Raw genomic sequence first — 26,993 nt, 5'->3', positions numbered from 1 at the left:
TTTTGGCACCCTGGTCACAGGGAGCGCCCGCTCCCTGTGACCGACCCCGCTCCCTGTGACGCTGAGAATCATCAAGAATCCTCAACGACCGCCCTCGGAACTCCGAGCAATCCGTGACCGTTACCGCGAACGCCGATGCAACGGGCCGGGTGATCGGGCCTTATGCGTCAGCGGGCATGCCTCTTGCGGAGACGAACCACAGCCAATGCGGCGGCACCGACGCACGTCAGTGCGAATGCGGTGGCGAACGCGGTCAGCGTGGTCGCGCCGGTATTCGGCAGGTTTCCGGGGTTGATTCCGGGGTGGCGGTTCTGATCGTTTCCGGCCCCACCGGTATCACTGCCGTTGCCGGTATTGCCGGCCCCATTGTCGTTGCCGGTATCGCTCCCGTTGCCGCCGTTGCCGGCATCGCCATTATTGTTCCCGTTGTTCCCGGCATCGCCAGATCCGTTTCCGGACCCGCCATTATTGCCGTCGCCGGACCCGTTTCCTCCGGAACCGTTATTGCCGTTCCCGTTATTGCCGTTGGACCCGCTCCCATTGTTGTTGCCGTTCCCGTTTCCACCGTTTCCGTTTCCACCGTTTCCGTTGCCTCCGGACCCGTTGTCCCCAGATCCGCCGCCGTTGCCGCCATTATCCCCGTCGCCGCCATCGGACTTCGCCTTGACGGTCACGGTGATGGTCTTCGTGGCTGTTGCACCCTTGCTGTCGGAGACCCGATAGGTCACGTGGTATGTGCCGGCCTTGCTGGTGTCCACATCGTTGGCGAAAACGTGAGACGCGGTCAGTGTGATCGATCCGTCCTCCCGATCGTCAACCTTGGCGGCATCGAGCGGGTTGAACGAATCGCCGACCGTCAGCGTCACGTCTTCGGCGGTGATCACCGGAATCGCATTGATCACGCTGGGCTTGATCCCCTGGCCTCCCTCGCCGCCATCACCTCCGTCTCCACCGGAACCGCCGTCATCCTTCTTCGGCTGGATCGTGACAGTTGTGAACGAATGCGCGGGAATCGTCACCAGCGGTTTGGCCGCGTCAAACGTGACCGACTGCGTTGCTGGCACCACGGTATCCGGCTTGTCAAGCGTGTTCTCCGCATCGATCGCCGCGTCCAATGTCGTGATCGTCGCGGTCCGACCGGTGAGATCCTGTCCGAAATCAAGGCGAACGGTACGCGCCGTCGTGCGGTCCACATTCGTGACCGCAACATGCAGCGCGCCAGCCGACTCGGTCGCGCCCGAATCCGCCGTACCAACGCCAGCATCAGAACCAGCGGCATCCGCCGAAGCCAACGCCGACAGAGCCGCCACCCCGTTGCCGAGCGTCGGCGTGCTGCTCAGCGAGGTTGCGAGCACGGAATCGCCGAAGCCGTCGTTGAGCATCTGCAGCACGTAGGCGCTCGGCGTGAGGAAGAATCCGAAATCGCCCTCGCCGGTCGTCGTGCTGGCACCAGCCTGCGGCACGGCCTGAATCACCGCCTGCTGGGTCGGTCCGAGCGAATCGGCGCCGCTGCTGTACCAGTCGACCAGACAGTGCTTCTGAATGTACGGGCTGCCGAGCCGCACGTATTCGAGCGCCACCTTCGCGATGTACAGCGCGTGCGATTGCGAGCGAACCAGCGTGTTCGTATCGCGGAAAATGCCGTATTCGCTGATTACCGGCACCTTGCCCTTCGGCATCAGATCAACGTATTTGCGCACTTCCGCTATGCCGACGTTTTCGGCCTTCTTCATCGCGTCGTCGTACCATGCGTCGGTGGTCGAGCCGGACGGCGTGCCCGAATACGGGTGGATCGTCAGACCGTCGTACCACTCGTTTGCGCCGAGCGCGGTCATGCGGCTGATGAATCCCTCGGATTGGTAGCTGCTGTACACGTGCGCCTCGTGCGCGGTTGCGGCTGTGGTTGTGGTTGTGGTGCCGGTGGCGGTGTCGGCTGCGGTGGCGGTGTTGGCTGCATCGGTTGCTGCTGCGTCGGTGCCGGCTGCACTGCCGTTGCCCGCCGCGCCGCCAACCGCGCCGCTGCTATCTGCGCCGCTGCCCGCCGCGCCGCCCAGCCCCTCGGCTGCGTTGATCGCGTCGGTCGTGCGCTTGATCGCCTTCGACACGTCGATGAACCCGTCGCGCTTGACGCTGTAGCTCACGTAGATCTGCTGTCCTTTGGCCGGAATCGCGCCATGCGTGCCGTCGCCGAACCGAATCGCACCGGTCGCATAGTCGATCTCGACCACCTTGTCGCTCGGGCCGGCGGTCGCGAGATCATCGACGATTCGCCACTGCTCGTTCGCCGCATCGGTGCCGACGTACACGGCGATGCCGTCTCGGTTGACCGCGACGAACGACGGATCGTCAACCAGCCGATCAGCGCCGCCGGAATCGCTGGAATTGCCGGAATCACTGCCATCGCCGCCGGCGAGCATCTTCGGATTCACGTTCGCATACCGCATGTAGCGAACCAACCCCGCCTTGCCGTCAGCCGCAGAAGCCGTCTTGTTCCAATCCTCCAGCGCGACCGCGTACTGCTTGGTGAACGTTGCCGTACCGCCCTCCGTATACGCCTTCTCGCTGCCGCCCTCGACCGACGTCGTCCAGTATCCCTGCGAAGCGGTGCCATCCGAACCGGCCCACGCCTGCTGCATCTCGTTGCCGATCTCGAAATAGCGCACATTGTACGGTTCGGGATGGCCGTTGTCGGCGCGAATCTTCGCCCAGTCGACGCCGCCGTTCGGATTCGTGCCGACCTTCGCGTTGAGATACTCCACCAGATCGGCGGCATCCTGCGCGTTGCCGCGGCCCAGGCTGTACACGTACACGATTTCGGAATCCACCTGATCGGCGAACGTGGCGATCTCGCCGATGCCGAAGTTCGGCTCGATGCCGCCCTGCCCGGGATTGTTGTAGAAGCCGTGGATCTGCTTGAGCCGCTGCGCTCGCGGACCGAGCGTCGTCTTCCAATTGAACAGGTTGGAGATCGTGCCGCCCGGATAGCGGATCGAACCGAAGCCGACCTTCTTGTACAGGTCGGTGAAGTCCTGCTTCATGCTCATCGAGTCGGGGTCGAATGTGCCGTAGCCGTTGAATGCGTAGCGATGGTTGATGCCGAAGATCGACTTGCTGCCGATCGTGCGTTCCACGTTCGCGGTGTCGGCGGTGATGGTGATCGGCACCTGCGCGTTGTATGCGGCGATGGCGGCTTTCAGCCTGGTCGCGGCATTGGCGAGGGCTTCGAGTTGGGCGGTGGTGCCGGTGCTGGTGGCGGTGCTGGCGTTGGTGGTGCCGGTTTCGCCGCCGGTGCTGGTGCCGCCGTCGCTGTTGCTGCCGCCGGTTTCGCTGAGCACCTGCTGCGCGGCATCGCGTGCGGCGGCAAGCTGCTTTGCCGCATCGGTGTCGCTGCCGAGCTCGCCCTTGGCGAGGATGTCGTCGGCCTGATCGACCAGTTCGTCGAGCTGCCCGCGCACGACCGCCACGCCCTGACGCGCGTAGACCGCTTTGGCTTCGGCGTCGTTCAGCACGGTGTCGTATACGCGGATGTCGTCCACATCGCCGCGCATCGAATGCGGGTTTGTGTTGCCGATCTGCTTGTGCGTGCCGATCAGCAGGTCGGTGATCTGGTTGACTGCGGCGGTGCCCATGTCCTGTTCGCTGTCAAGGATGCCGTTGATGTAGAACTTGGCTTTGCGGGCGGTCTGATCGAACGTGATGATCACGTGCTGCCAGTCGCCGCGCGTGACGGTGCCTGTGCTGAGCACGTCCTTCGCGTTGACGTAGGTGTGGTACTGGTTGGTGGGGCGCAGAGTGAGCAGCGATCGGCCGGAGCCGCTTTGCTGGAGCAGCACGGTGGAGGCGCTCTTTTCGGCGCTGGTTTCGAGCGATTCGTCGTAGCGGTACCACATGGCGAAAGACGTGTTGCCCGCGCCTGTGTTCACATATTGGGCGACGCTCATGTAGCTGGATGCGTCCGCGCCGAAATGCAGCACGTTGCCGAACTGCTGGGTTGTTGTGGTTGCTGAGGTTGCTGTGTTGGCTGAGGTGCCGTCGGTTGGCGTGCTGTTTGCGATGATGGATACGCCATCCCCGTTGAGTTGCGCGGTTGCGTTCTTGCTGCCGGCTGAGTTGGGGATGCTGCGATCGCCGGGCTTGACGTTGTCGAAATCCCATGCGCCGATCAGGTGATCGGTCGGATCTGCTGCGGGTGCGAGCACGTTGGCCGCTGCGGTTCCCGATGGGATCGTCGGCGTGGTGTTCGCCGTTGCGATCGCCGGCGTGAACAGCATCGCCGCTGCCGTGACGATTCCCAGCGCGACGCGACGGATGCGCCTGTGGATTGGGCTGCTGGTGTGGTGGCTGTGGGCTGAGTTGTGGATTTGGCTATGGTTTGGGCTGCCCGTTGCCGCTGGTGTTGATGATACGGCTGTGGCTGATGTGGTTGATGTTGCGGTTGTTGTTGCGACGGCTTGCGTCAATGCGTGATGCGCGCGTGTCGTTTGTGCTGTATTCGCTGCGTGCATTGCATGGTCCTTATGTCGATTCGCTGATTGCTGTGGTTGCTGTGTTGCCGATTGACGTGGTGAATGCTGCATGCGACTCTGCCGTCCAGCTGCGTTATTGGTACCCATATGCCGTTCTCTCTCTGCGTTGAGTGCTGTCTGCGTTGTGGTTGCCGTGGTTGGCGTGGTTGCCGTATTGCTGTTGCGGTGCGCTCACTTCGACGTGATCGTACCGACGCTGACATTCCAGCTTACTCCCGTGCCCATACGTGTCTGGACTCGCGGGTGTCAGCCATGTCCCGAGACATGCGTCAATCATGACCCGAGTGCGTCAACTATCCGCACGGACTACACACTCGAGATTATCTTGTTCCAGCGCAAGTTTTTCTCGGAATGAACGGCCATTTCGAGATTTTCTTGCGCTGGCCCCTCTTTCAGCGCATGCTTTTCTCGAACTCAAGGTAAATCCCGAGAAATTCTTGCGCTAAGCGGGGGGTTAGCGCAAGATATTCTCGAAATGCCGGTTTTCTTCGAGATTTTCTTGCGCTTCCAGAGGATTCAGAGGGTCTAGAGGGTCTAGAGGATTCAGAAGATTCAGGCCAGAGGATTCAGAGGATTCAGAGGATTCAGAGAAGCTTAGAGGGCCGCGGCAAATGTGACGTGTATGCGCCTCCGGCGTGTCGCGGGGCTAAGGATGCTGGATAGCCTTGCATCCCCCGTGCATCCTTAGCCCTGTCGATTTTGGTTGTATTGAGATGAAAACAAGCGGAAAACGCCTATATAAAAAACCCTTGGAATCGTTGCAATTCCAAGGGTTTTGCAAGTGGAGCTAGCCGGGTTCGAACCGGCGACCCTCTGCTTGCAAAGCAGATGCGCTACCAGCTGCGCTATAGCCCCAATCGAGCACATCGATCATATCGATGTGATCTCTGTTGAAAAAAATAGCGGCTCACAAGTGGCCGCCAGTTTTTCCGTGGGCCCGGGAGGACTTGAACCTCCGACCTCATCCTTATCAGGGATGCGCTCTAACCACCTGAGCTACGGGCCCGATCCATGCACTTCAAAAGCGCACAAGAGGAAATAATAGCACTCATCATCTGTTTGTCCATTCGGCGTGTCGTGCCTGTGTCGTGCTCATGTTGCAACACGTATCGCACCGTGTGTCACGACACGCATCGCGCGGCGAGATGCGGAAAGATGCGGAAAGACACCCAAACGGTCTACGCTGGAACCGGTGACATCGATCAGCGTCGCAGGTCGGCGCCGAACGCGCAATGCCGGGCGACATCGCACAGCATCGCGCACACGCGCCAGCCGTCAGTCGCCCATCAGAAAGGGGATACGATGCAGTACCAGCCCAGTCAGTACCAGCAAGCCGAAGATAATTCCACCCAAATCCAACCCACCCAAGTCAGTCCCACCCAAATCCAATCCGGCCAATACCGAACCAACCGCCGCGAGATTCCCTCCTTCGATCTCATCCCCCAGCCTCAGTCCGTCCGCATCGCCGCCGATGCTGCGCCCGTCGCGCTGCCGGCGGTCGGCCGCATCGCGGAAAGCCGCGATATCGACGACAACGCGGCGATCCTGCCTACGCAGCTGGCCGACGACATCGCCGCCGTCACCGGGTTGCGTTGGGATATCGCGAAGAATGATCGCTCCGCTGCGTCCGTTGCGGCGTCCGCTTCGCCGCATCCGCACACAACTGACGCTGTTTCCGCCAACGCTGTTTCCGCCGACGCTGCTGCCGTCGCGGCATTGCCGGATACGCTTGGCATCCCAGCTGATGCTGGCATCCCGTCTGAAGCGACCGGTGCTGCCGGCGCGACCGGCGAGGCTGCGGGAACGGCGTACGCGCACGCGCGCTGGCATGCGTTCATTCGGCTGTCCATCGCTGATTCCGCTGATCCTGCTGACGCGGCTGATTCCGCTGTTGCTGATTCCGCATCCACGACAGATCCCGCGCCGCTCGCCCCGCAGGAATACCGCCTGACGATCGCCCCGACCGGCATCGACATCGTCGGCGGCGACACTGCCGGCGTGCGCAACGGCGTGCAGACGCTGCGCCAGATCATCCGCCAATGCGCGCCCGCCCTGCCGCAGCTGACCATCCAGGACAAGCCCGCCTACGCGACGCGCGGCTACTATCTTGACGCGACGCGCGGCCGCGTGCCCACGCTCGCATGGCTCAAACGCTGGGCCGATGAGCTGTGCCTGTACAAGTACAACCAGCTGCAGCTGTACTTCGAGCACACGTTCCTGTTCGACGGGCTGAGCGAGACGTGGCGCGGCACCAGTCCGCTCAAGCCGGCCGACATCATCGCATTCGACGAATACTGCGCCGAGCGCGGTATCGAACTCGTGCCCTCCGTCTCGACATTCGGACACCACTACATGGCGCTGCGCACCCGCGAACTGCGTGCGCTGGGCGAATTCCCCGAACAAGCCGATCGCACGTACAGCCTCATCGAGCGGATGCGCCACCACACGCTCAACGTGACCGCGCCCGATTCGCTCGCGTTCTCGCTGCGGCTGATCGACTCGTATCTGCAACTGTTCCGCTCCCGCAAATTCAACATCTGCGGCGACGAGACGTTCGATCTGGGCAAGGGGCGGTCGCGCGCCGAAGCCGACCGTCGCGGCGTGGCGAACCTGTACGCCGACTACGTGAGCGCGCTGTGTCGCCACCTATCCGACAAAGGCTACGAGCCGATGTTCTGGGGTGACATCGCCGTCGAACTCCCGGAAATCCTTGGAATGCTGCCGAAGGACGTGATTCTGCTCAACTGGCTGTACGCTCCCTCGATCGGCGACGACAAGGTGCGGCTGGTGGCCGAGTCGGGCGCGGCGCAGTATGTGTGCTCGGCGGTGTGGTGCTGGAACGCGCTGCTGCCGCGGCTTGACGATGCATGGAACAACATTTCGCGACTTGCCCGCTACGGCATGCGCTACGGCGCGGTCGGCTATCTGGTGACCGATTGGGGCGACTACGGGCACGTCAATGATCCGCGCATGGCCGTTGCCGGGATGGCGTACGGCGCGCAGTGCGCGTGGAATCCGCTGGCCGAGGTCGGGGGCGTTGCCGGTGTCGCTGATGCGGCTGTGGTTGCTGCTTCTGATGTGGCCGCTGATGTGGCCGTCGCTGAGGCCGCTGTCAGTGCTACTGCGGCTGCCAACAGCGCTGACGACACTGTTGCTGACGCTGCCGGCGACGGCGCGACGAATCCCTCCAGTTCGGAGGGCGACGACTATACCGGCGGATCGGCTGATCAGGCGGCGGGCGCACCGGCTGACCAGCCTGGTGCGCCGACCGCCGCGATCATCGAGATGAACCGTCGCATTGCGGCCGTCGAGTACGGCGACCGCTCCGGCGAACTGCTGGCCGCGCTGCGCGACGCTTCGTGCCGGGTCGCGTTCGGTTTCGACGACATGGTCTGGTATTGCGAAGTCGATGAGGGCGGGCGGGTCGCCGCCGGCGCGAATGCGGGCGCGGATTCCGGCCGGTTCAATCGCGATGCCGCCTCGGCGATTCATTTCGGCGTGCATGGATTCGACGGGCGGTACGCGGCCGAATGGGATGCGCGCATCTGCGCCGCAACCAGCCCGGATCAGGCTCGTCGCGTGATTCTCGAAGGTCTCGCTCCCCATATTCGCCGTGGCGCGGAGGCGAACAAGGCGCTGGAGCTGGATGCGTTGCGGCTGGGAGTCGCCGCCGCGCGCGCATCCCGGCTGGGGCGTGCCGGCGACGACGTTTCGGCCATGCTGATCGCGCTCGAAGGACAGCGCTGGTTCAACTTGGCCGGTTTGGTGCTTGCCGCGCGCGAGGGATTCGTCGGTGCGGCGACATTGCGGCATGCCGGACTGACCGGAACGGGACTGACCGGCGTCGCCGGGGCGGCCGCTGGAGCGGCTGTGGGCGATGGCTGCCGCGTGGCGCGCGGGCTGGAATGCTGGTTCGAGTCCTATGCCGATCAGTGGCGTACGGTCAGTGCCGAATCCGAACTCAATCGCATCGCCTCGATCATCTGGCGCATCGCCGACGCACTGCGCGCCGCGTGACGGAGTACCGCTCAAGTACCCGCGTGTTCGCGCCTCCGCCTGCGCGCTACTCCTCATCCTCCTCGGACGTCATGTTGCTGGACCCCAATCGCGGGCTGCTCGTCGAATCCCGCTGCACAAGCTGCTGCGGGAACGCCACATGGGCTGGCAGCCAGTGCTGCTTGCCGCTGCTCGCATTGAGCAGTCGCATCGTCTCGCGTGCGATGAGATGATATGGCGGCCGGGTCGAGGTGAGCGACGGCTTGGCCGCAGCGCAGATTGGTGCATCGCCGCTTCCGGCCACCTTCACCTCGTCCGGCACACCAACGGACAGCTGATTCAGCGCCATCAGCACCCCGATCGCCACATCGTCGGTCGCGCAGATCACCCCTTCGGGCGTGTCGCGCTCGCTTCGTCGCGAAGAAGACCCACCGCCCGGCGCGGCGAAGAGCCGCATCGCGTCCGCATATCCGCGCGCGATGGTCGTATCCCCCACGGTCGTCCAGCCGGGCTGCGTCATCAATCCCAGCGTGCTGATGCTGGGCTGGAACGTGCCGAAACGCTGCGCCGCGGCATCCGTATCGATGTCGCCGCTGAGGAAGGCGATCGAGCGCGCGTTGTGCGCGGCCATATGCGCGAGCATGAGCTTGATGGTGGCGGTTTCGTCAACGCCGACCCAATTGACATGCAACGCCCCGGTCGGGCCGCCTATCTGTACAAGGGGGACTCTGCCCACGTAGCGGTCCAGATCCGGCAATTCGCTGTTGTGCTTCGGCGGTATGACCGCGATCCCGTCGACCTGCCGTCCTAGCATCGCCTCGATGCGATCCGCCTGCGTCTGCGCATCCGCTCCGATGCCGATCAGCAGCTGGCGGCCATCATCGTTGACCATCGGCTCCAGTTCGGCGAGCATGTGCGCGGTGAACGCGTCGGTCGGGTCCGCTGCGATCAGTCCGATGGTCGTGGTGGTGTTGCTGCGCAGTGCGCTCGCCGCCGCGTTCATCTGATAGTTGAGCTGGTCGGCGGCGTCCTTGACGCGGCGCGCGATGTCGTCATCCTTGGCTCGCCGGCCGGAAAGCACGCGTGACACGGTTGCTTTCGACACTTTCGCAAGCACCGCGACATCGGTGATGGAACTTGTCGAGCTCATGTGCGCCGCCTTCCGCTGGTCTGGTTCGTCGTCGGCTGCTGCTGAGCGCCGCCGCGGCATCGCGGCCGCCTTTCCGCTACCATCTCAGCATAGTCGGCTTGATTTCCGGTTCATGTCGGATGCTGAAATTCCGTTATTCCATCACCATCTTCCGTGAACATCTGATTATGTCATACCACGGACACGCGTTTTTTGGGAAATCGATTTCTCAGCTTGTTTCATACGCTGAGTGGGTGTACTATGTTGCGTGACAGAAACGGATTGCCCGGCAATGACACCGGGTTCACCCCGTCCAGTGATGGGCGGAGCGAGATGAAAGCGAGATGTAGCATGGCTGCTGACATTGACGGGTTTCTTCCCGATGAAGCGTTTTTGCTTGACGTGCCTGCCTCCGATTGGAAGGACGCCATCCGTCTGGCCGGCGAGGGTCTGGTCGCAGGCGGGTTCACCACTCCCGCGTACACGGATCAGATGATCGAGACCGTCGAAAAGATGGGCCCGTACATCGTCATCGCCCCCGGACTGGCCCTCGCGCACTCGCGTCCGTCCGATGCCGTGCTCAAGACCGGATTGAGCTGGGTGCGTCTGTCCGCGCCGGTCGAATTCGGCAGCAAGAAGAACGATCCGGTATCGCTGGTGATCGGACTCGCCGGGCGTGACGAAAACGAGCATATCGGCGTGATGTCCGCGATCGCTGGCGCGCTCGTCAACCCCAAGAAGACCGCCGAACTGGCCTCGGCGGCCACGCCGGAGGCCATCCGCGACATCCTCAAACGATAGTCGCAGCATCCCGGATCATTGCGATTCTGCGGATCGCAACCCCGGATCACAATCACATACCCAATCCCACACCAAACCAACCAGAGAAAAGAGGAATCATGAATATTCTGTGCGTGTGCGGCAATGGCATCGGCACGTCCGTGCTGCTCAAGGTCAACGTCGAGTCGGTCGCAGCCGACCTCGGCATCGACGTGAACGTCACCACATCCGATGCCGGCAGCGCCAAGGGCACCGCCAACATGAACGATCTGGTGCTCACCTCCGCCGAGCTCGCGCCCGAGCTGGAAGGCACCACCACGCCCGTGGAGATCATTTCCAACTTCATGGACACCGACGAGATCAAGGAAGTTCTCGAAAAGTACGCTGACTGAGCCGACTGAGCCGACTGAGCCGACGCCGGAATGGCAGGCGGGCCGAGGCGGCAAGTCGAAGCCAGCCAACACAAGCCGGCAACGAAGCCAGCAACGAAGTCACCAACAACCAACAAGACAACAAAGCCAACAACCAATAAGATAGACAAGGAAGGGAATCATGAACGTCGTCGTTCAAGTGCTGAACTTCATCAGCCAGGAAATTCTCAACGTTCCCGCATACCTGATCGGCATCATCGCCGCTATCGGTCTGATCGCGCTCAAGCGCAGCGCCGGGCAGGTCATCTCCGGCGGTCTCAAGGCCGCCATGGGCTACCTGATTCTGGGCGCGGGCGCCACGGTCGTCACCTCGGCGCTGGCACCGTTCGGTGATCTGGTGCTCAAGTCGACGGGCGCGCACGGCGTGGTGCCGACCAACGAGGTCATCACCGCGCAGGCATCCAGCCAGTATGGCGCATCGTCCGCCTACATCATCGTGCTCAGCTTCATCGTGATGCTGCTGCTGGCGCGTTTCACGCCGCTGAAGTACATCTTCCTGACCGGCCACCACATGGTGTTCATGTCCACGATGCTCGCCGTCGTGCTGTCCGTGGGCTTCGGCACTGACCACCAGCTGCTGATTGTCATCATCGGCGCCATCCTGATGGGCGTGATCATGGTCGTCATGCCGGCGTTCGCGCAGCCGTTCATGAATCGAGTGACCAACAGCGACAAGCTGTCGATCGGCCACTTCAACTCGCTCGGCTACATCGTCTCCGGTGCGGTTGGTGCCGCGGTCGGCAAGAAGTCGAAGTCGACTGAGGACATCAACTTCCCGAAGGGCCTGAGCTTCCTGCGTGATTCGATGGTGTCCACCACGTTGCTCATGGTCGTGCTGTACCTGGTGTTCTCGGTGTGGGCCGCGATCGTGCTGCCGGTCGAGACGCTGTTCAAGATCTTCCCGTCCAACCCGGATAACTACGGCTCGTTCTTCATGGCCGCGTTCGCGCAGGCTCTGCAGTTCGGCATCGGCGTGAGCATCATCCTCTACGGTGTGCGTATCATCCTCGGTGAGCTCGTCCCCGCCTTCCAGGGCATCGCCAACAAGGTCGTGCCGGGTGCCAAGCCGGCTCTGGACATCCCGATCGTGTTCCCGTATGGCGCGAACGCCTCGCTGATCGGCTTCCTCGGCTCGTTCGTCGGCGGTCTGGTCGCTCTGGCGATCATAGCCGTGTGGCTCGGCCCGGTCTGGGGTGTCGCGCTGATTCTGCCCGGCATGGTGCCCCACTTCTTCGATGGCGGTGGTGCCGGCGTGTTCGGCAACGCTACCGGTGGCCGTGTCGGCGCGATCGTCGGCTCGTTCATCAACGGTCTGCTGATCACGTTCCTCCCGGCCGCGCTGATGACCGTGATGGGCAGCTTCGGTCTGGCGAACTCCACGTTCGGTGACGCCGACTTCTGCTGGTTCGGCACGATCACCGGCAACCTGGCGCATCTTGGTCCGGTCGGCGGCGCGATCAGCCTGCTGATCTTCGCCGTTGTGCTGTTCGTCGCCGCCTGGGTGTGGCAGGTCAAGGTCGTCAACACCGGCTGGACTCCGGGTGCCAAGCACGCCGAGTTCATCGAGCAGGTGAAGGCCGAGGAGAAGGCCGCCAAGGAGGCTGCTCGCGCGGCCAAGAAGGCTGCCACCGCCAAGGCGTGAGTCGCGGCGCGTTTGCATTGCGGGTGCGGTGGTTGCAGTGATGCGCTTGGTGGCGCGGCGCTTGGTAACGCGGCGCCGCAACGCACTGTTTAGCAACGCACTGACTGATTGACATGGCGCGGATGTTCGTCGAAAGACGACTCCGCGCCATGTGTTTTTTGCTGTGCGATTTGCTGTGCGATTCGGTGTTTTCCAATACGTTTCGGTGCGCGTTATGCGGTCGCCATGTGGCCACTATGCGATTACTATGCAGTTGCGCGGCGCGGGCGCGGTCACGTGGCGCGGGGTCGGTCACAGGGTGTGCCCGCTCCCTGTGACCGCATCGCGCGCCGCGTGACCACTTGATATGCCACAATGCGGTGTATGCCGAATCGCCGAATAGCGAATCACACCAGTAGCCATACCAGCATTCACACCAGTAATCAGGCCGGTGATCGCGTCGCACAGCACGCGGATGCGCGCCACTGCGCCGCGCGCGTCAGCATGCGCGAGGTGGACGGGCTGGTCCTGCGCATCACGCGCAAGCCGATCCGCAACATGTACCTGCGCATCAAACCGCCGAACGGCGATATCGAGATATCCGCGCCGCTGCGCATGAGCGATCAGCGCATCGCCGAATTCACCCGGGAACGATACGACTGGATCATCCGGCAACGCCAGCGCGTCATCGAAGCGCGCGACCGGTCGCTGAGCGCATTGCAGGCGGCATCGGCAACGTCGGCAACGCCGGAATCATCGCAAGAGGGTGCAGCGTACCTGCATCAGCTAGCGCCAGCGGATTCGTCGCAGTCCGGGCAACGTGCGCAGTCCGAGCAAACTGGGCTATCGCAGCCGTACCTGCCACAGCCGCAGCTGCAGCCGTCGCAACCGCAGCCAACTCGGCAGCAGCCGCAGCTGCCCCAGCCGCAGCGCGTGGCAGCCGAACCCATATGGACCGCCGAGCGCAAGGCGCAGGCGGCGGCCGCGATCAATGCCGCATTGCCGGCGCTGCTGGAGCGGTGGACGCCGGTGATCGGCCGCGCGCCCACTCATGTCACGCTGCGGCTGATGTCGTCGCGTTGGGGGTCGTGCACACCGCGAACCGGTCGCATCCGGCTCAATCTGCAGTTGGGACTGATGGAACCGCGCTTTTTGGAATATGTGCTTGTGCATGAGATGACCCACCTGTGGGCCGCCGGGCACGGCATCGAATTCCAGCGCAGAATGGACGCGTACCTGCCCGGCTGGCGTCGGCTTCGACGCGAACTCAACCGGCAGGTGGTGCTGTAGTTGGTGCTGTGGCTGGTGGCGTAGCCGGTGCTGTAGCCGGTGACGATGCTGGCGGCACCGTAGTTGAGGCGGCACCGTAGTTGGTGATGCCGCACTAGTGGTCTTTCTTAGCTCTTAGCTATAGAGCATCGAGGGGGCGTTCCCGCTTCTTTCCCCATTCCGGCGGCCGGGCTCGTGGAATCCTTGCCCGAAGAGGTGCAGGTGGTGCGAGGATTCCACAAAAGCCACTCTCTTTCCGTGGAATCCTTGCGCTCGGCGGCGTCCAAGCGCGGGGAATGCCGACGACTCTTTCGCCCTTTCTCTTCTCTGTTATCTTCTACCCTTCCTTCCCTTCCTTCACTCTTCTTTTCTCCTTTCCCCTTTTTTCTCTCTTCCGCTTTTTCGCTCTCTCGCCTGTCTTCGTTGGCGCCCCATTGGCGCAAGGATTTCTCTGACTCCCCTTGACAGTGAGCTGGTCGCCGATGTGGCTCCCCATTGGTGCAAGGATTTCTCGGGATTTGCGTTGAGTTCGTAGAATCTTTGCGCTAAGCCCGGTCCCAGCGCTAGGATTTTACGAAATGGCCGTTTTCCCCGAGAAATCCTTGCGCTATGAGATGCGCTATGAGAACCGCCCTCGACAAGACACCACCCTCAACAAGCGCAGCCCACAGTTTTCTCGAAATCATCCTTGAGCTCGAGAAAGACATGCGCGACCAAGGTGCGGCCAAGGCTCCCAGCGCAAGGTTTTCTCGGAAAGAACCTTGAGTTCGAGAATTTCTTGCGCAACGAAGGGGCTCAGCGCAAGATAATCTCGAAATAGCCATTTATTCCGAGGAATACTTGCGCTACTGGGGGTGTGGCGTGGTTTTGCCGGGCGCGGCTCTGTCCAGTTCGGTTCTGTCGGGCATGGTTCTGTTGAGTGCGGTTCTGTCGAGCGTGGTTTTGTTGGGCGTGTTTCTGTCGGCCCGGTCGGGCGCAATGGCAGGCGCTGACAGATGCAAACGACAGACGCAAATGGTCGATATCGAGATTGGGGGTACGAAATGGACGCCGGGATCGGACTCAGCGTCCATTTCGTGCCCCCAATTGTGATTTCGACCATAAAGAACACCGAATCATCAATAGCGTCCGACAAAACCATCAATGTGATCGGTCGCATGATCGGTCACACCCCCCATCAAACGTAATCCCATCAATGAGGTGAAACACGGAACAAAAACCAGACTACGTCACACTGCGTCCTACTGGTTCGTGGGACGCAACGCAAAACAACACCCGAATCACGTTGCGTCCCACGGTTGTACTGGTGTCACAGGGTGCGTTCAGGGAACTCTCGGATGGAATCGTTGGAAAATGGCGGATTCGGTGTGAGGCTTTCGTGGCTGGTTTGCTCTGGGATGGTGCGCGAGTGGGATGGAACGCAGAAGCGGGGCTTATGCGCGTTGCATCCCACAGAATCGCCAATTTTTGTGGGACGGAACGCGATAGAGGGCCCTTGTTGCGTTGCGTCCCACAGGTCACCCGCCAGTTGGTGGGATGCAGCGTGATTTTGGCTTGTTTTTGCGTTGCATCCCAAATGATGTCCGTGAGAGCGTGGGACGCAGTGCAAAACAACACCCGGATCGCGTTGCGTCCCACTCGCGTGCCGACCCATAGCAGGCACGCCACGAAGACGCCGCTTGCAAACCGCCATTTTCCAACGATTTCGCCTGAAAGCCCCCTGAACGCACGCTGTGACACGGGCGCAGCCGTGGGACGCAGTGCGGAATCGACCCATCACGGCGTTGCATCCCACTGTTCCGCGGGACGCAACGCAAAAACAGGCCCGAATCACGTTGCATCCCACTGGTTCGTGGGACGCAACGCAAAACAACTCCCATTCCGCATTCCGTCCCACTGGCGTGGCGTGGGCTTGGTCACGGGGAGCGGGCGCTCCCTGTGACCGAAACCCGCCCTGTCGGCAAGGAACAGGCAAGGAACAGTCGGCAAGAAACTGGTTGATGCCGCAACAATGCAACATCCCCGGTCACGCGGCGCGGGTACGCACTGTGACCGGGGATGAAAAAACGTGTAACAATCAACGTTGTTGAGGCATGCGCTCACGCAAGGTGAGAGCGCATGAACCATTGAAACTTCTCAAGCTCCTGCACATGGTCCTGAATGATGTTGGAGCTGATCGCATCAAGCTCGTCCAGCTCGGCGATGGCTTTGCGGTCATCGGCGATGAACGCGTCGTAGTACTCGATGAGCGCCTCAAGATACGCGGTGGTGCCGGCGCGGCCCTCCACGTCGAACGGCTTCCACGTGCGGTTGCGCACGATAGCGTCCGCGCGGCCGTCAGGCGTGCCGCCCAACGTGGCGATGCGCTCGGCGGTCTCGTCGGCCTGTGCAAGCACGACCTCGACCTGCGGGTCGAGCATCTCGTGCACAGCGATGAAGTTCGGACCGGTTACGTTCCAGTGCGCATGCTTGAGCACCAGCGCGGCCTCCTGCTCCTGGCTGAGGCGGTTCTGCAGAATGGCGATGGCCTTTTCGGATGCGGCTTCGTCAAGTCCCGGGACAATGAATGCAAGCGTCATGCCTACTCCTTTCGATTGGACCGAATTGGCCGGTCATGGCCGCTTCGGCCGTCTGGATGCCTTGTGGGCATCGGGTATCTCCACTCTACGATGCACGCTGGCCCGCCGACACGCGGACATGCGCGCAGTCAGGACCGCAGTCAGCCGCGCGGTTTGGCAGACTCGCTGCCCGACTCGCCGTTGGCCGCGTCGTCAGCCGCGCTGCCAGCCGCGTTGCCGACGGAACCCTCGGGTGCATGATCGGGCGCTCCCGCACGACGCACCTCAATGGTTTCGATACGACGTCCATCCACCTTCGCAACGACCATGTCATACCCGTCGTCGGAATGCAGCACATCGCCGACTGCGCCCATTTTGCCCGTGTGCGCAAGGAAATATCCGGCGACCGTCTCGTACGGGCCGTCCTCAAGTTCGATGCCGGTCAGATCATCGAAATCCTCGATGGTCATGCCGCCGTCGATGGTCGCCACACCGTTGACGAACGCGGTCCGCTGCTTGCGCGCGCCGCCCGGCTCGTCGGGCAGATCGTATTCATCGCGAATATCGCCCACCAGCTCCTCGGTCATATCCTCCAGCGTCACAATGCCATCCGTGCCGCCGTACTCGTCGATGACCACCGCAAGATGGATGCCGCGTTTGCGCAGCAGTTCCAGCGACGGCAGCAGCTTCGACGTACCCGGCAGCGAAATGCCCTCGCGCGTCACGTCGGCGACGGTCTTCGCATTCGGATCGCGTACATCCAGCAGGTCGCGCACATGCACGAAACCAAGCACGTCGTCGAAATCCTTGCCGGTGACCGGATAGCGCGAATACGGCATTTCGCGCACATAGGCGGCCGCGTCTGCGATCGACTGCGAGCCGTCGAGGAACACGACGTCGGCGCGCGGGCGCATCACCTCGGCCACAATCGTCTCCGAAGCGTCGAACACATCATCGAGAATCGTGCGCTCATCCTTGCTCAGACGCGTGTTCGTGTTCACCAGCACGCGCAGCTCGTCGTCCGAAACCTCCGATTCGGTTTCGTTCGGATCGAACCCGAGCAGACGGACGATGCCGTTCGTGTTCTTGCCGATCAGCCAGATGATCGGACGGCACACCTTCGCGAAGATGTCGATCGCCGGCACCACCGCGCGCGCGATCTGCTCGGTGCGCTGCATGGCGATGCGCTTCGGCACCATCTCGGAGATCACGATCGAGCAGTACGAGATGATCAGCGTCAGCGAAATGGTGGTCAGCGGCGCCGCGATATGCGCCGGCACACCCCAGCCCTCCACGACGGGCACGATGAACGGAGAGATCGATGATTCGCCGAACGATGCGGACAGAAAGCCGCACAGCGTCACGCCGATCTGCACGGTGGACAGGAACGTGTTCGGATCGCGGGCGATCTTCGCCACGCGCGCGCCGCGAGCATCCTCCTGTTCCATCTGATCGATCTGCGAGCCTCGAAGGCTCACCAGCGCGAGCTCGGTGCCCGAGAAGATCGAGCCGAGCACAAGGAATATGAATATCAGAAGGACGTTCAAACCAAGCGACATGCCCCCCACTTTAGAGGGGCGGCACGTCATTTGACCAAGACGCGGGCATCAGCGGCGCGCATGTCTGCGGCACCCATGCCCGGCACCCACCGATGCCCGGCACCCGCCCATGCCCGCTCGGCACCCACCCATGCGCGCCACCCGCATGCTCACGGCACAGCACACTAGTGCCGCCGCCGGCACACCATGTTGCTCACGCACACGCGCAGCACAATCGTCAGCAGCACGATCATCGCCGCAAGAATCCCGATGTCAAACCAGAACTGACCCGTGGTGTGCGCCCACAGATCATCCTTCTTATATGTCGGCACCTTCGTCGGACCATACAACAGCCCGTTCAGATCGATATCCGACGCGGCCGCCGAATACCCCCAGCGACCGGGGAAGATCATGCTCGCCTGCTCCAGCCCATCGCGATCAGTCACCGGAATCATGCCGCCGGAAAACACCAGCTGCGCCATCACCAGCACCACCAGCAGCGGCATCGTCTGCTCGCCCGACCTGACCAGCGCCGAACCGACCGCACCCAGCATGGCGCTCGCCCACGCGGTCAGCCACACGATGAGCACCAGCTCGGGAATGCCGGAATCCGTGAGAATGCCATGCTCGGGATGCGGCTTGCCGACCGCGACCGCAGCCACCAGAATCGCCGCCTGCAGCACGGTTTCCAAGCTCAGCACCAGCAGCTTCGACAGCGTGTACGAGGTGGGCGACAGGCCGACCGCCCGCTCGCGATCGTAGATCGCCCGTTCGGAAACGATGTCGCGCACCGACAGCGCCGACCCCATGAAGCAGGCGCCGAGAATGATCAATGCGAGCAGCTGGCTCGGCTCGGTCGCGGAATCCTTGAAATCAGGCTCCCCCAAGCCATGCGAGCCGGGCACCACCAGCGAGAGCAGCCCCAGCAGCAGCGGCAGCAACAGCAGGAAGATCAGCAACCCGGGGTCGGCCGCCACCAGATGCAGCTGACGATGCATCAGCGTGAACGTCTGCCGCACGCGATGCGCGCGAGCCGGGCGCTCATGCCCGCCGCTCGCGCCGCCGCCGTTTTCGATACCGCCGTCGCTGCCGTCGCTGACGCTGCTCGCGCCGCCACCGCTGCCGCTAATGCCGACGCCGCCGTGCCCCTGCTTTTTCAGCAGCGCGCACGCCTCTCGGGTGCGTTCGCGGACGTCGGCGATCGAATACTCCTTCGTAGGATCGGCGGTCACCTGATCGAAGATGTCGGCCCACGGCTTGCCGCCGAACGCCGCGTCCAGCTCCTGGACCGTGCCGAAGAACGCCGGATAGCCGCCCGGCGCGAGCATGAGCACGTTGTCGCACAGATCGCGGATATACGACAGCGAATGCGTGACGACCAGCACCACGCGGCCCGCGTCGGCGAGTTTGCGCAGCATCTCCATCACGGTGCGGTCCAGCGAAGGATCGAGGCCGGAGGTCGGCTCGTCGAGCACGAGCAGCTCCGGCCCGGTGAGCAGCTCGATCGCCGTGGAGACGCGCTTGCGCTGGCCACCGGACAGCCGATCGATGCGATTGTGGCGGCGTTCGGTCAGTTCCAGCTCGCCGAGCACGTTGTCGATGATCTCCTGCCGCTCCTGTTTGCTGGATGCGGGCAGACGCAGCTTTGCCGCGTATTCGAGCGCCGCGTCGACGGTGAGTTTGCGATGCACGACGTCGTCCTGCGGCACGAATCCGATACGCGAACGCAGCAGTTCGATGTTGCGATGCACGTCGTAGCCATCGAAATACACATGCCCTTCGGTGGGTGAGTTGAGTCCGGCGGTGATCGTCGTGAACGTTGATTTTCCGGCACCCGACGGGCCGATCACCGCGGTCAGCGTGCCCTTGGCGAAGACCGCGTTCACGTCGTGCAGCAGTTTGACGCGTTTGCCGCCCTTGCCGACGGTCAGACCGATGCCCTGCGCGATCACCGCCTGGGAGCTGACGCTCGGCGCGCGATCCTGCAGCACGCCGTCGCGCACCTCCAGATCGGTGTTGCCGATGGTGATGACGTCGCCTTCCTGGAGCCACACCTTGACGACGCGGCGGCTGTTGACATAGGTGCCGTTGACCGAGTTGAGATCGGTGAGCATGATGCCGTCCGGCGTAGCGTCGACGCGGCAGTGGCGGCGCGACGCGAGCACGTCGGACACGCGAATCGCGCAGGTCGAATCGCGACCGATGAATCCGGTTTTGGCGGTTTGCGGATCGAACGTGCCGAGCACGGTGTGCGTGGTGCGCTGTTCCAGCGTTTTCGGGTCGATGTTGGCGCGCAGCACGGTGTCGCCGCCCGTGAGGAACGTGCCGTCGGACGGGGTGGCTGGTGCTGCTTCCGGCTCAGCCGGGGTTGCGGGGGTTGGCGTGATTGGAGCGGCTGGTGTTGCGGTTGCCGGGGTTGCCGGGGTTGCGGTTGCTGCGGCAGCCGGCATGATCGGAGCGGCCGCTGGCACTGCGCTGCGAGGTGCCAGCTGGGCGGGTTGTGCCGTCTGAACAGGCTGTGCTGGCTGTCGGACCGGCTGGGCGGGTTGCCGGAGCTGTTGGGCGGGCTGTTTCGGTCGGACCGGCTGGGCGGGTTGCCGAAGCTGTTGGGTGGGCTGCGTCGGCTGTGCTGTCTGCGGCAGCTGCACCGGGATGCTGGCAGCGCCTCTCGCCACGGCTGGCGCGATGGTGCCGGCTGCGGGCGTAGCTGGGGTTGCGGGCGTAGCTGGGGCTGTGGGCGCTGCGGGCGCAGCAGTCGTCACCGTCGCCGCAGCTGGTGCCGCCGAAATGGGCGCCTTCGCAACGGGTGCTGCCGCTGCGACAGGTGCTGCCGCAACGGGCGTCGGCATCGCCGGTGCCGCCGGCGTCTGTTGGATGATGAACGAGATCGCGGTGGTCGAGCACAGCTGCACGCTGGTGTTGCTGGTGATGAGCAGCGACGGCACGCGGATGCCGCGCTGCGTCAGACCGTTGGCGCTGTTGGTGTCTTCCAGCAGCCAGCCGCGCTGCGAATACTGGATGCGCGCATGATGATGCGACACATGCGGATCGCGGATGACGATGTCACAGTCGGGGGCGCGTCCAATGGTGATGGGCCGCGTGGGATCGGCCGGATACTGCACGCCATTGATGGCGATTATCAGGGCTGGAGGCATGGTTCGTCGATTCTTCTCGATCTTCTCTCGTATGCCTATCCATGATAGTCGTTCGGCGGATACGTCTCGCTCGGGACGGACACGGCTCGCCCGACGTGCCTCGGACGCAGCTTCAGCTCGGACACAGTCTCAGCTGGTCAGATGCCTGTACAGCTCCGGATCGATCGGCCGCGCCAGCCGCAACGTGGACAAGGTGACCTTCACCGTGCCGTCGCCCTGCGCGTTCGGCTTCTCCGTAAGCCGGGGATGCTCCACCGCGCTGACATGCCCGACGTAGTAGTACCGGCTCTCGTCGGTTTCCGCCTTGCGCATGACGAACAGCGGAACGAAATGCGTCCGATCCCAATCGTCATCCACACCGGAACGCAGCCATTGGAACTCCGGTGACTGCGGCGTGCGCCCGTTCTTGCTGAAATACCGCATTTCCTGGGCACTGAGGAATTCGTCCTCATATTGGCTTGCGGCATATTTCACGAAAATGGGCATGGTCCCGGTGGGCTTGTCCAGCAGATATCCGCCGACGTTCTGCGGTGTGTTCTCCTTGTTCCATGCGCACAGCCGCATGACATCGGCCATCGAGTATTTCCGTTCGTACAGGAATGCGCGGTCGAATGTCAGCCTCCTGTTGCGCGCCTCCTGGAACAGGTCTTCGCAATTGGCCAAGCCGGTGCGCAGCGTGTCCGCGAAGAAGATGCGGAATGTGCGATTCGAGGCGAGCATATTCGCAAAATCAGCGTTGAGCCGGTAAAACCGGCGTATTCCCGTCGCCAAGGCGCTGCGTCTCGATCAGTGGGCACCCACCGAAGCGTTTGCGATTCACCTCGGTGAAATACGAATAATCCAATACGCGAATTGCGGAATCAAATTGCGCGTCCGACACATCGGCTTGCGCGAATCGCGATCGAATCGCATTCCGCAACGATTCCCGACCCAGCGCGGATGCCGGCCGCCATGCAACAGGCGATCCGCCATCGTCCTCGATTCGTTCGAGCGCGAACCGGCATAGCTGATCGAGGATAACCAATTCGTGCGGCCGCAGCCCGGGCAGCAGAAGCGCGGTCGCCATTTTGAGTATGGCATCCTGCGTGTCACTGGTGATTTGCAGCCGGCTTGCGCTGTGCTGCCGGCTTTCGCTGGGTTGCTGACTTTCGCCGGACGGCTTCGGTTCGCTTCGCTTGCCGTTTGCCGCCGCAGACCGGTTCTGCGCGCGCCCTGCAGCAAGGCTTTTCTCGCGCGACCGCACGAAATTCAGATAATTCTGCTTTTTGGAAGCCAGCGTGACGGGAAGCGATGCGTCATGCCGATAGATGTCCATCAGCATGGGGATGCGACCGAGTTCGTAGCGGACCTGCCGGTACTGTTCCGCAAGCTTTTTCATTTCGGACCAGTCGGCGGCATCCAAAGATTTCAGAATGCGCTGCTTGGCGATGGGATCGAAGCTGATCGACGACAATCCGATGGATTTGCACTGCAGGTTTCTGCGTGCGGAATCGCCGTCGCCGGTGTTGCCGTACAACGCCACCGGAATCAGATAGTTATTCGCGTAATTGCCGATGAAATCAATGACGACGACGCTGTCCTTATGCGGGAACTTGCGCAGACCTCGGCCCAGCTGCTGCGTGAATATGATGCTGGATTCCGTGCTTCGCAGCATGACGATCTGATTGACCGCCGGAATATCGACGCCTTCATTGAACATATCGACGGTGAAGAGATAGTCCAATTCGCCGCATTCCAACCTTTGCGCATAGTCGTCGCGCTGCTTCTGCGAAACCGGCCGGCCGTCCGCGTCCTTGCTGGTCACGGCAGCCGTGCGGTACAGCCTCTCGGCCTGCTGGTTCCACTGCCGGTTGAACAGCTGTGAGAGCCGGTGCGCCTCCTCCTGCCGGCTGCAGAAGACCAGTCCGGTGACCGGCAGCCCGAATTGCCCGTATTCCTGCAGCTTGTCGATGATGTAGCGCACCCGCTCTTCGCTGGCAAGCTGGCTGATCTCATACTTGAGCTGTCGTTGATCTTCGGCGGTTGCGCCGCGTGTCGCATTGGTCGGATTGGCAGCGTTGGCAGCACTGGCTGCGGCTGCGTTGGCTGCGGCTGCGTTCGTCTGATTGATCGTCAGCCGACGATCCGTTCCCAGATACTCGGCGACGCCGTAGTAGTGGAACGGGCACAGCATGTTTTCGCTCAGCGCCTTCTGCAGGCGAATCTCATAGGCGATGTTGTATCCGAACAGTTCAAAGATGTTGATGCCGTCGGTTCGCTCAGGGGTCGCGGTCATGCCGAGCATGAAGTCGGCATCCTTGAAATGATCGATGATGCGCTGGTATCCTTCGGCGCCGGCGTGGTGCACCTCGTCGACGAGAATGTAGTCGAATTCGTCGGATGCGAACTGTGCCAGCACTTCCGGCTGGCGCATCGTCTGCGCGGTCGCGAACACGTACCGCCGATCCTGCTGCTTGCTGGTGCCTGAATACACGCCCAGTTCCGACTCGTCGCAGCCGAGGATTCTTTGATAGGATTCCTTCGCCTTGTCGAGAATCATCTGCTGTTGCGCAATGTACAGCATGCGTTTCGGCTGGTAATCGCGCACGTCGAATGCGGAGAGGAACGTTTTGCCTGTGCCGGTTGCCGAAATGATGATGGCCCGATGCTCGCCCTGTTCGCGCAGCCTCCTGAGATTCGCCAGAGCCTCTCTCTGCATGGCGTTGGGCTGGATATCGCGATTGGACAGCGATGTGAGGATGTCCTTGCGCGCGGGTGCGTATCGTTTGAAATCCTCCTCGTATTGCGCGATCCATTCCTCGGTCAGCGGCACGGAATCGGCGATTTGGGAATCGATTTCCTCCTGGAATTGCCGGACGATTCCGCCGTTGGCCAGGGACGAGACTTTCAGATTCCATTCCCGCTGCGAATTGAGGGCCGCGTCGGTCAGATTGGAGCTGCCTACGTACAGGTCGTAGTAGGGGGTTCCGCCGCGCATGTGGCGCGCGAAAATGTAGCCTTTCGGGTGGAACGGCTGACCGGCCGGCATCGCGGCGGAGGATTCGGAACCCTCCCAGATGCGCACGTCGATTGCGGCGATGTCGCGCAGATGCAGCAGCTCCCTGAACGCCTGCGGATCGTTGAAATGGCTTTTGGTGGAGGTGATCAGACGGCTGGGGCGTCTGGGATGATCGGGATGGTTGGGGTCGGTTGACTGGATTGTGCGTGCTTGGTTCGCTCGGTTCGCTTGGTTCGCTCGGTGACTGCGGAAATCCTCCAGAAGACTTTGTATGGCACCGGTCGTGACGAATGCGACCGAGATGTCGAAGGAATCACTGTTTGCGATCGCTTCGCTGATCTCATCGTGCATGGTCAGTCCGTTGCGGTTCGCGATCAGGGTCGGACCGTATGCGCCGGACGCGTCCTTGCGTGCTGCGACCAGTCCGGACATGACGTCGTCGACCACTGATCTGATCGCATCGTCGCCATTGTATTGGCTGAGCTGGCTGAGCTGGCTGACTTGGCTGACTTGGCTGATTTGGCTGATTTGGCTGATTTGGCTGAGCGCCGGATTCTGACGAAATGCATCCCGGTGAGGCGAGTCCGGGCGCGGCGAGTCCGGGTGAGACGAGTCGAAGATGGCCGAGGTTTCATATGTCATGGCTTCGTTCCCCCGATTCTTTGTTCCCCGATCGCTGCGTGTGCGCTCTGCGGCGGCGTTGACCAGCCAGCGTTGGCCAGCTAGTCAGTCAGCGTTGTGTGGATTCCTGCGAAATCAGCTCAGGATGATTGGCGATGCGATCCACCGCCGCCTGATCGACCGGCGCCCAATCCAGTGCGGGCATGTCGGCCGGATGCAGCCATCGGATTTCGGCGTGCTCGGTCAGATGCGGAGCGTCGCCGGTCAGATGGCAGATGAACGTGGTGAGCCGCACGATGCCGAAATCATAGGCGTATTCGTTGGTGCACACCTCCTGCGCCACCTCGACCTCGCAGAGCAGCTCCTCCTCGATTTCGCGGTGAAGCGCCCCGCGCGCGGTCTCATGCGGCTCGATCTTGCCGCCGGGGAACTCCCAGTATCCGGCAAGCGATTTTCCCGGTCCTCGCTGCGCGCACAGCACGGTGCCGTCGCGTACGATGGCCGCGCCGACGACGTTGATGATCTTGTGTTGTGTCATGCCAACCAGGATACACAGTCAAGCGCATGCGGGCGCGCGCGGATCTTGAGCGCGGGCTTGGTTACGCGTGATTCGCAGCCACGCAGCAGCTGCGCACAGCAGCACACTGTAGTTCCTATAGCCCTTACTTGACACTTAATTCGATTCGGCGCAGACGTGCAATAACAAAAAACCCTCGCGCAGGCGAGGGCAATGGCTGGGATGCCTGGACTCGAACCAAGAATGGCTGAACCAGAATCAGCTGTGTTGCCAATTACACCACATCCCAATTCAGGAGCACTAGCGTGCTTCGTACCCCCAACCGGATTTGAACCGGTGTTGGCGCCGTGAGAGGGCGTAGTCCTAGACCGCTAGACGATGGGGGCGGATTGAATTATCGCCGCGCTATGGCGACAAGGATTTGAGTGTAACGGCTTGGCTCGTAGCGCGCAAACTCGGCGTGTTGCGTTAGTGACCGGTTTCCCGGGTTTCGCGGGATCGCCCAGTGCGAATTCCGGAACCGGCCTTCCCGCCAGTTCTCTCGCTTCAAGCATCCGCCGGTGTCGTGCGCCAGTTGTGTCATGCGTCAGTGATTCGTTTACGGATCGGATGCCTTTCAGCTTTGCTCTGCGGATCAGCTTGTTCTGCAATTGCGGGCGCACTGCGCGCGTGGTTTGTTGGCTCGACTGTCGTCGAGCGACGTTGCCTCCGAACGGCACCATCGTTCGCTTGCGGCAACGTTCTGAAGGCGGTGCCGAAATTGCCATCAACGAACTGTTGGCGCAGAACTGTTGGCGCAGAACAGTAGTGTGGTTCGGTTTGGCCCGTGTTTGGTTAGGTCGGGCGTCTGGATTCGGGTTGTTTTGCGCCGTATCTTGCAGTTGTGTGTGCCGGTGACTGGCGGTCGCTGGGGAACAGGCGGTTCCTGCCGTCGCGTCGATGTCGCGTAATGGCGGAATTGCAACGATCGTGGGGACCTGCCTAGAGGCCTTGTCGTCGTGTGCTTCTCCGGGCGGTACACACAACTGCAAGATATGTGTCTAAAAGTCTGGCGTGTCGAGCTTGGAAGAGCCGGATCGCTTCGCTGTGTCCGCTGTGGCGCGGGGGATGCGCTGTGGATGGGATGCGGAAGGACCTTCGGACTCGTGTCGGTTTCCGCTCCGAGGGGCGATTCCCCCCCCAGCCAGCTTGTTCTGCAATTACGGACGGGCTGCGCGCGCGGTCTGCTGGCTTGCCGGTCGGCTCGCACGTTGCCTGCAAACGGCTCTGCTGTTTGCTTCACGGCAACGGTTCCGCAATCATGGGAGACTTCTGCTTTTTCGTGGGGTAAATGGTGGGGCACTAGAGAGGAACGAGAGAGGGCGTTGCTTTAGCGCATCACCTGTGGAGCGTCACGCGACGCGAAAACCAGGCACAACGCTGTCGCGTGGCAAGTCGGGCTGACGCCAATCTGTCACGCGGCATCGAAATCGTCGTTTTTTGCGTCGCGTGACAGGATGTGGCGAGTTGCACGCATCCATCGCTAAGCCATGTGATCGCAAAACGGCGGAATTCCAATGTTTCTTGAGCCGGCTCGGTTGAGCGTGCATGTTCGCTCGTGTCACGCGACGCGAAAAACGTCCAAAACGTCGTCGCGTGACAAGTCGGTCTGTCACGCGGTGCGACAATCGAAGACTTCTGCTGTTTTCGCGGGGTAGATGGTGGGGCGCCAGAGAGGAACGCGCGAGGGGGGCTGCTTTAGCGCAAGGATTTCTCGGGAAGAAGGGGAGGAAGGGGAACTTCGTAGAATCTTTGCGCCGGGCTTAGCGCAAAGATTCTACGAACTCAAGGGGAGGATTCCGAAAAATCCTTACG

Annotated in this window: 12 protein-coding genes, 4 tRNA genes and 1 pseudogene; 6 read left to right on the top strand and 11 right to left on the bottom strand. The window is 62.1% G+C overall.

The window, feature by feature from the left end; all coding sequences use genetic code 11:
• Positions 1–167 precede the first annotated feature (167 nt).
• Positions 168–4,271 carry an immunoglobulin-like domain-containing protein gene (locus EHS19_RS11230; protein WP_241676993.1) on the bottom strand — a complete coding sequence of 1,368 codons (4,104 nt, stop codon included), beginning with the start codon at positions 4,269–4,271 and terminating at the stop codon, positions 168–170.
• On the opposite strand from EHS19_RS11230, the gene EHS19_RS00900 reads away from it, so the two are divergent.
• Positions 4,234–4,467 carry a hypothetical protein gene (locus tag EHS19_RS00900; protein WP_151915913.1) on the top strand — a complete coding sequence of 78 codons (234 nt, stop codon included), beginning with the start codon at positions 4,234–4,236 and terminating at the stop codon, positions 4,465–4,467. The genes EHS19_RS11230 and EHS19_RS00900 overlap by 38 nt on opposite strands.
• A gap of 841 nt (positions 4,468–5,308) precedes the next feature.
• Here EHS19_RS00900 and EHS19_RS00895 read toward each other — a convergent pair.
• Together EHS19_RS00895 and EHS19_RS00890 are read right to left on the bottom strand one after the other, a co-directional pair.
• A tRNA-Ala gene (locus EHS19_RS00895) sits at positions 5,309–5,381 on the bottom strand.
• Positions 5,382–5,458: 77 nt separating this feature from the next.
• Positions 5,459–5,532, bottom strand: a tRNA-Ile gene (locus tag EHS19_RS00890).
• 296 nt (positions 5,533–5,828) lie between these two features.
• On the opposite strand from EHS19_RS00890, the gene EHS19_RS00885 reads away from it, so the two are divergent.
• Entirely contained in the window at positions 5,829–8,543 is a 2,715-nt protein-coding gene (locus tag EHS19_RS00885) for a beta-N-acetylhexosaminidase (RefSeq protein ID WP_175578222.1), read from the top strand.
• Positions 8,544–8,589: 46 nt separating this feature from the next.
• Here the strand turns inward: EHS19_RS00885 and EHS19_RS00880 are convergent, their stop codons facing one another.
• Positions 8,590–9,672 carry a LacI family DNA-binding transcriptional regulator gene (locus EHS19_RS00880; protein ID WP_151915911.1) on the bottom strand — a complete coding sequence of 361 codons (1,083 nt, stop codon included), beginning with the start codon at positions 9,670–9,672 and terminating at the stop codon, positions 8,590–8,592.
• A gap of 330 nt (positions 9,673–10,002) precedes the next feature.
• On the opposite strand from EHS19_RS00880, the gene EHS19_RS00875 reads away from it, so the two are divergent.
• The 4 genes from EHS19_RS00875 to EHS19_RS00860 all read left to right on the top strand — a co-directional run bounded on the left by EHS19_RS00875 (position 10,003) and on the right by EHS19_RS00860 (position 13,773).
• Entirely contained in the window at positions 10,003–10,452 is a 450-nt protein-coding gene (locus EHS19_RS00875) for a PTS sugar transporter subunit IIA (RefSeq protein WP_151915910.1), read from the top strand.
• A gap of 98 nt (positions 10,453–10,550) precedes the next feature.
• The gene (locus EHS19_RS00870) at positions 10,551–10,823 is read left to right on the top strand and encodes a PTS sugar transporter subunit IIB (protein ID WP_151915909.1); all 273 of its coding nucleotides are present in this window, start codon (positions 10,551–10,553) and stop codon (positions 10,821–10,823) included.
• A 160-nt stretch (positions 10,824–10,983) separates the two neighbouring features.
• Positions 10,984–12,504: a PTS ascorbate transporter subunit IIC gene (locus EHS19_RS00865; protein ID WP_151915908.1), complete on the top strand. Its 1,521-nt coding sequence runs from the start codon at positions 10,984–10,986 to the stop codon at positions 12,502–12,504.
• Between the two features lie 483 nt (positions 12,505–12,987).
• Positions 12,988–13,773 (top strand): SprT-like domain-containing protein, encoded by a 786-nt coding sequence (locus EHS19_RS00860; protein WP_241677001.1) that lies wholly within the window; start codon positions 12,988–12,990, stop codon positions 13,771–13,773.
• Positions 13,774–15,851: 2,078 nt separating this feature from the next.
• Here the strand turns inward: EHS19_RS00860 and EHS19_RS00855 are convergent.
• The 7 genes and pseudogenes from EHS19_RS00855 to EHS19_RS00820 form a co-directional block, all read right to left on the bottom strand.
• A complete protein-coding gene (locus tag EHS19_RS00855; RefSeq protein ID WP_151915907.1) occupies positions 15,852–16,331 on the bottom strand; it encodes a Dps family protein in 480 nt (159 codons plus the stop codon).
• Positions 16,332–16,471: 140 nt separating this feature from the next.
• The gene (locus EHS19_RS00850) at positions 16,472–17,869 is read right to left on the bottom strand and encodes a hemolysin family protein (protein ID WP_241676992.1); all 1,398 of its coding nucleotides are present in this window, start codon (positions 17,867–17,869) and stop codon (positions 16,472–16,474) included.
• 164 nt (positions 17,870–18,033) lie between these two features.
• Positions 18,034–21,003 (bottom strand): FHA domain-containing protein, encoded by a 2,970-nt coding sequence (locus tag EHS19_RS00845; RefSeq protein ID WP_151915906.1) that lies wholly within the window; start codon positions 21,001–21,003, stop codon positions 18,034–18,036.
• Between the two features lie 129 nt (positions 21,004–21,132).
• Positions 21,133–24,433 (bottom strand): annotated as a pseudogene (locus EHS19_RS00840) (DUF3427 domain-containing protein).
• A gap of 298 nt (positions 24,434–24,731) precedes the next feature.
• Positions 24,732–25,160, bottom strand: a complete 429-nt coding sequence (locus tag EHS19_RS00830; protein WP_151915905.1) for a (deoxy)nucleoside triphosphate pyrophosphohydrolase — start codon at positions 25,158–25,160, stop codon at positions 24,732–24,734.
• Between the two features lie 193 nt (positions 25,161–25,353).
• Positions 25,354–25,428 (bottom strand) — tRNA-Gln (locus EHS19_RS00825).
• A gap of 24 nt (positions 25,429–25,452) precedes the next feature.
• Positions 25,453–25,525 (bottom strand) — tRNA-Glu (locus tag EHS19_RS00820).
• Positions 25,526–26,993: the final 1,468 nt, after the last annotated feature.

The sequence above is a fragment of the Bifidobacterium jacchi genome (assembly GCF_009078285.1).
In the GTDB taxonomy this organism is placed as follows: Bacteria; Actinomycetota; Actinomycetes; order Actinomycetales; family Bifidobacteriaceae; genus Bifidobacterium; species Bifidobacterium jacchi.
Note: the sequence above shows the minus strand (reverse complement) of the source record. Positions and strands in the feature narration are given on the sequence as shown.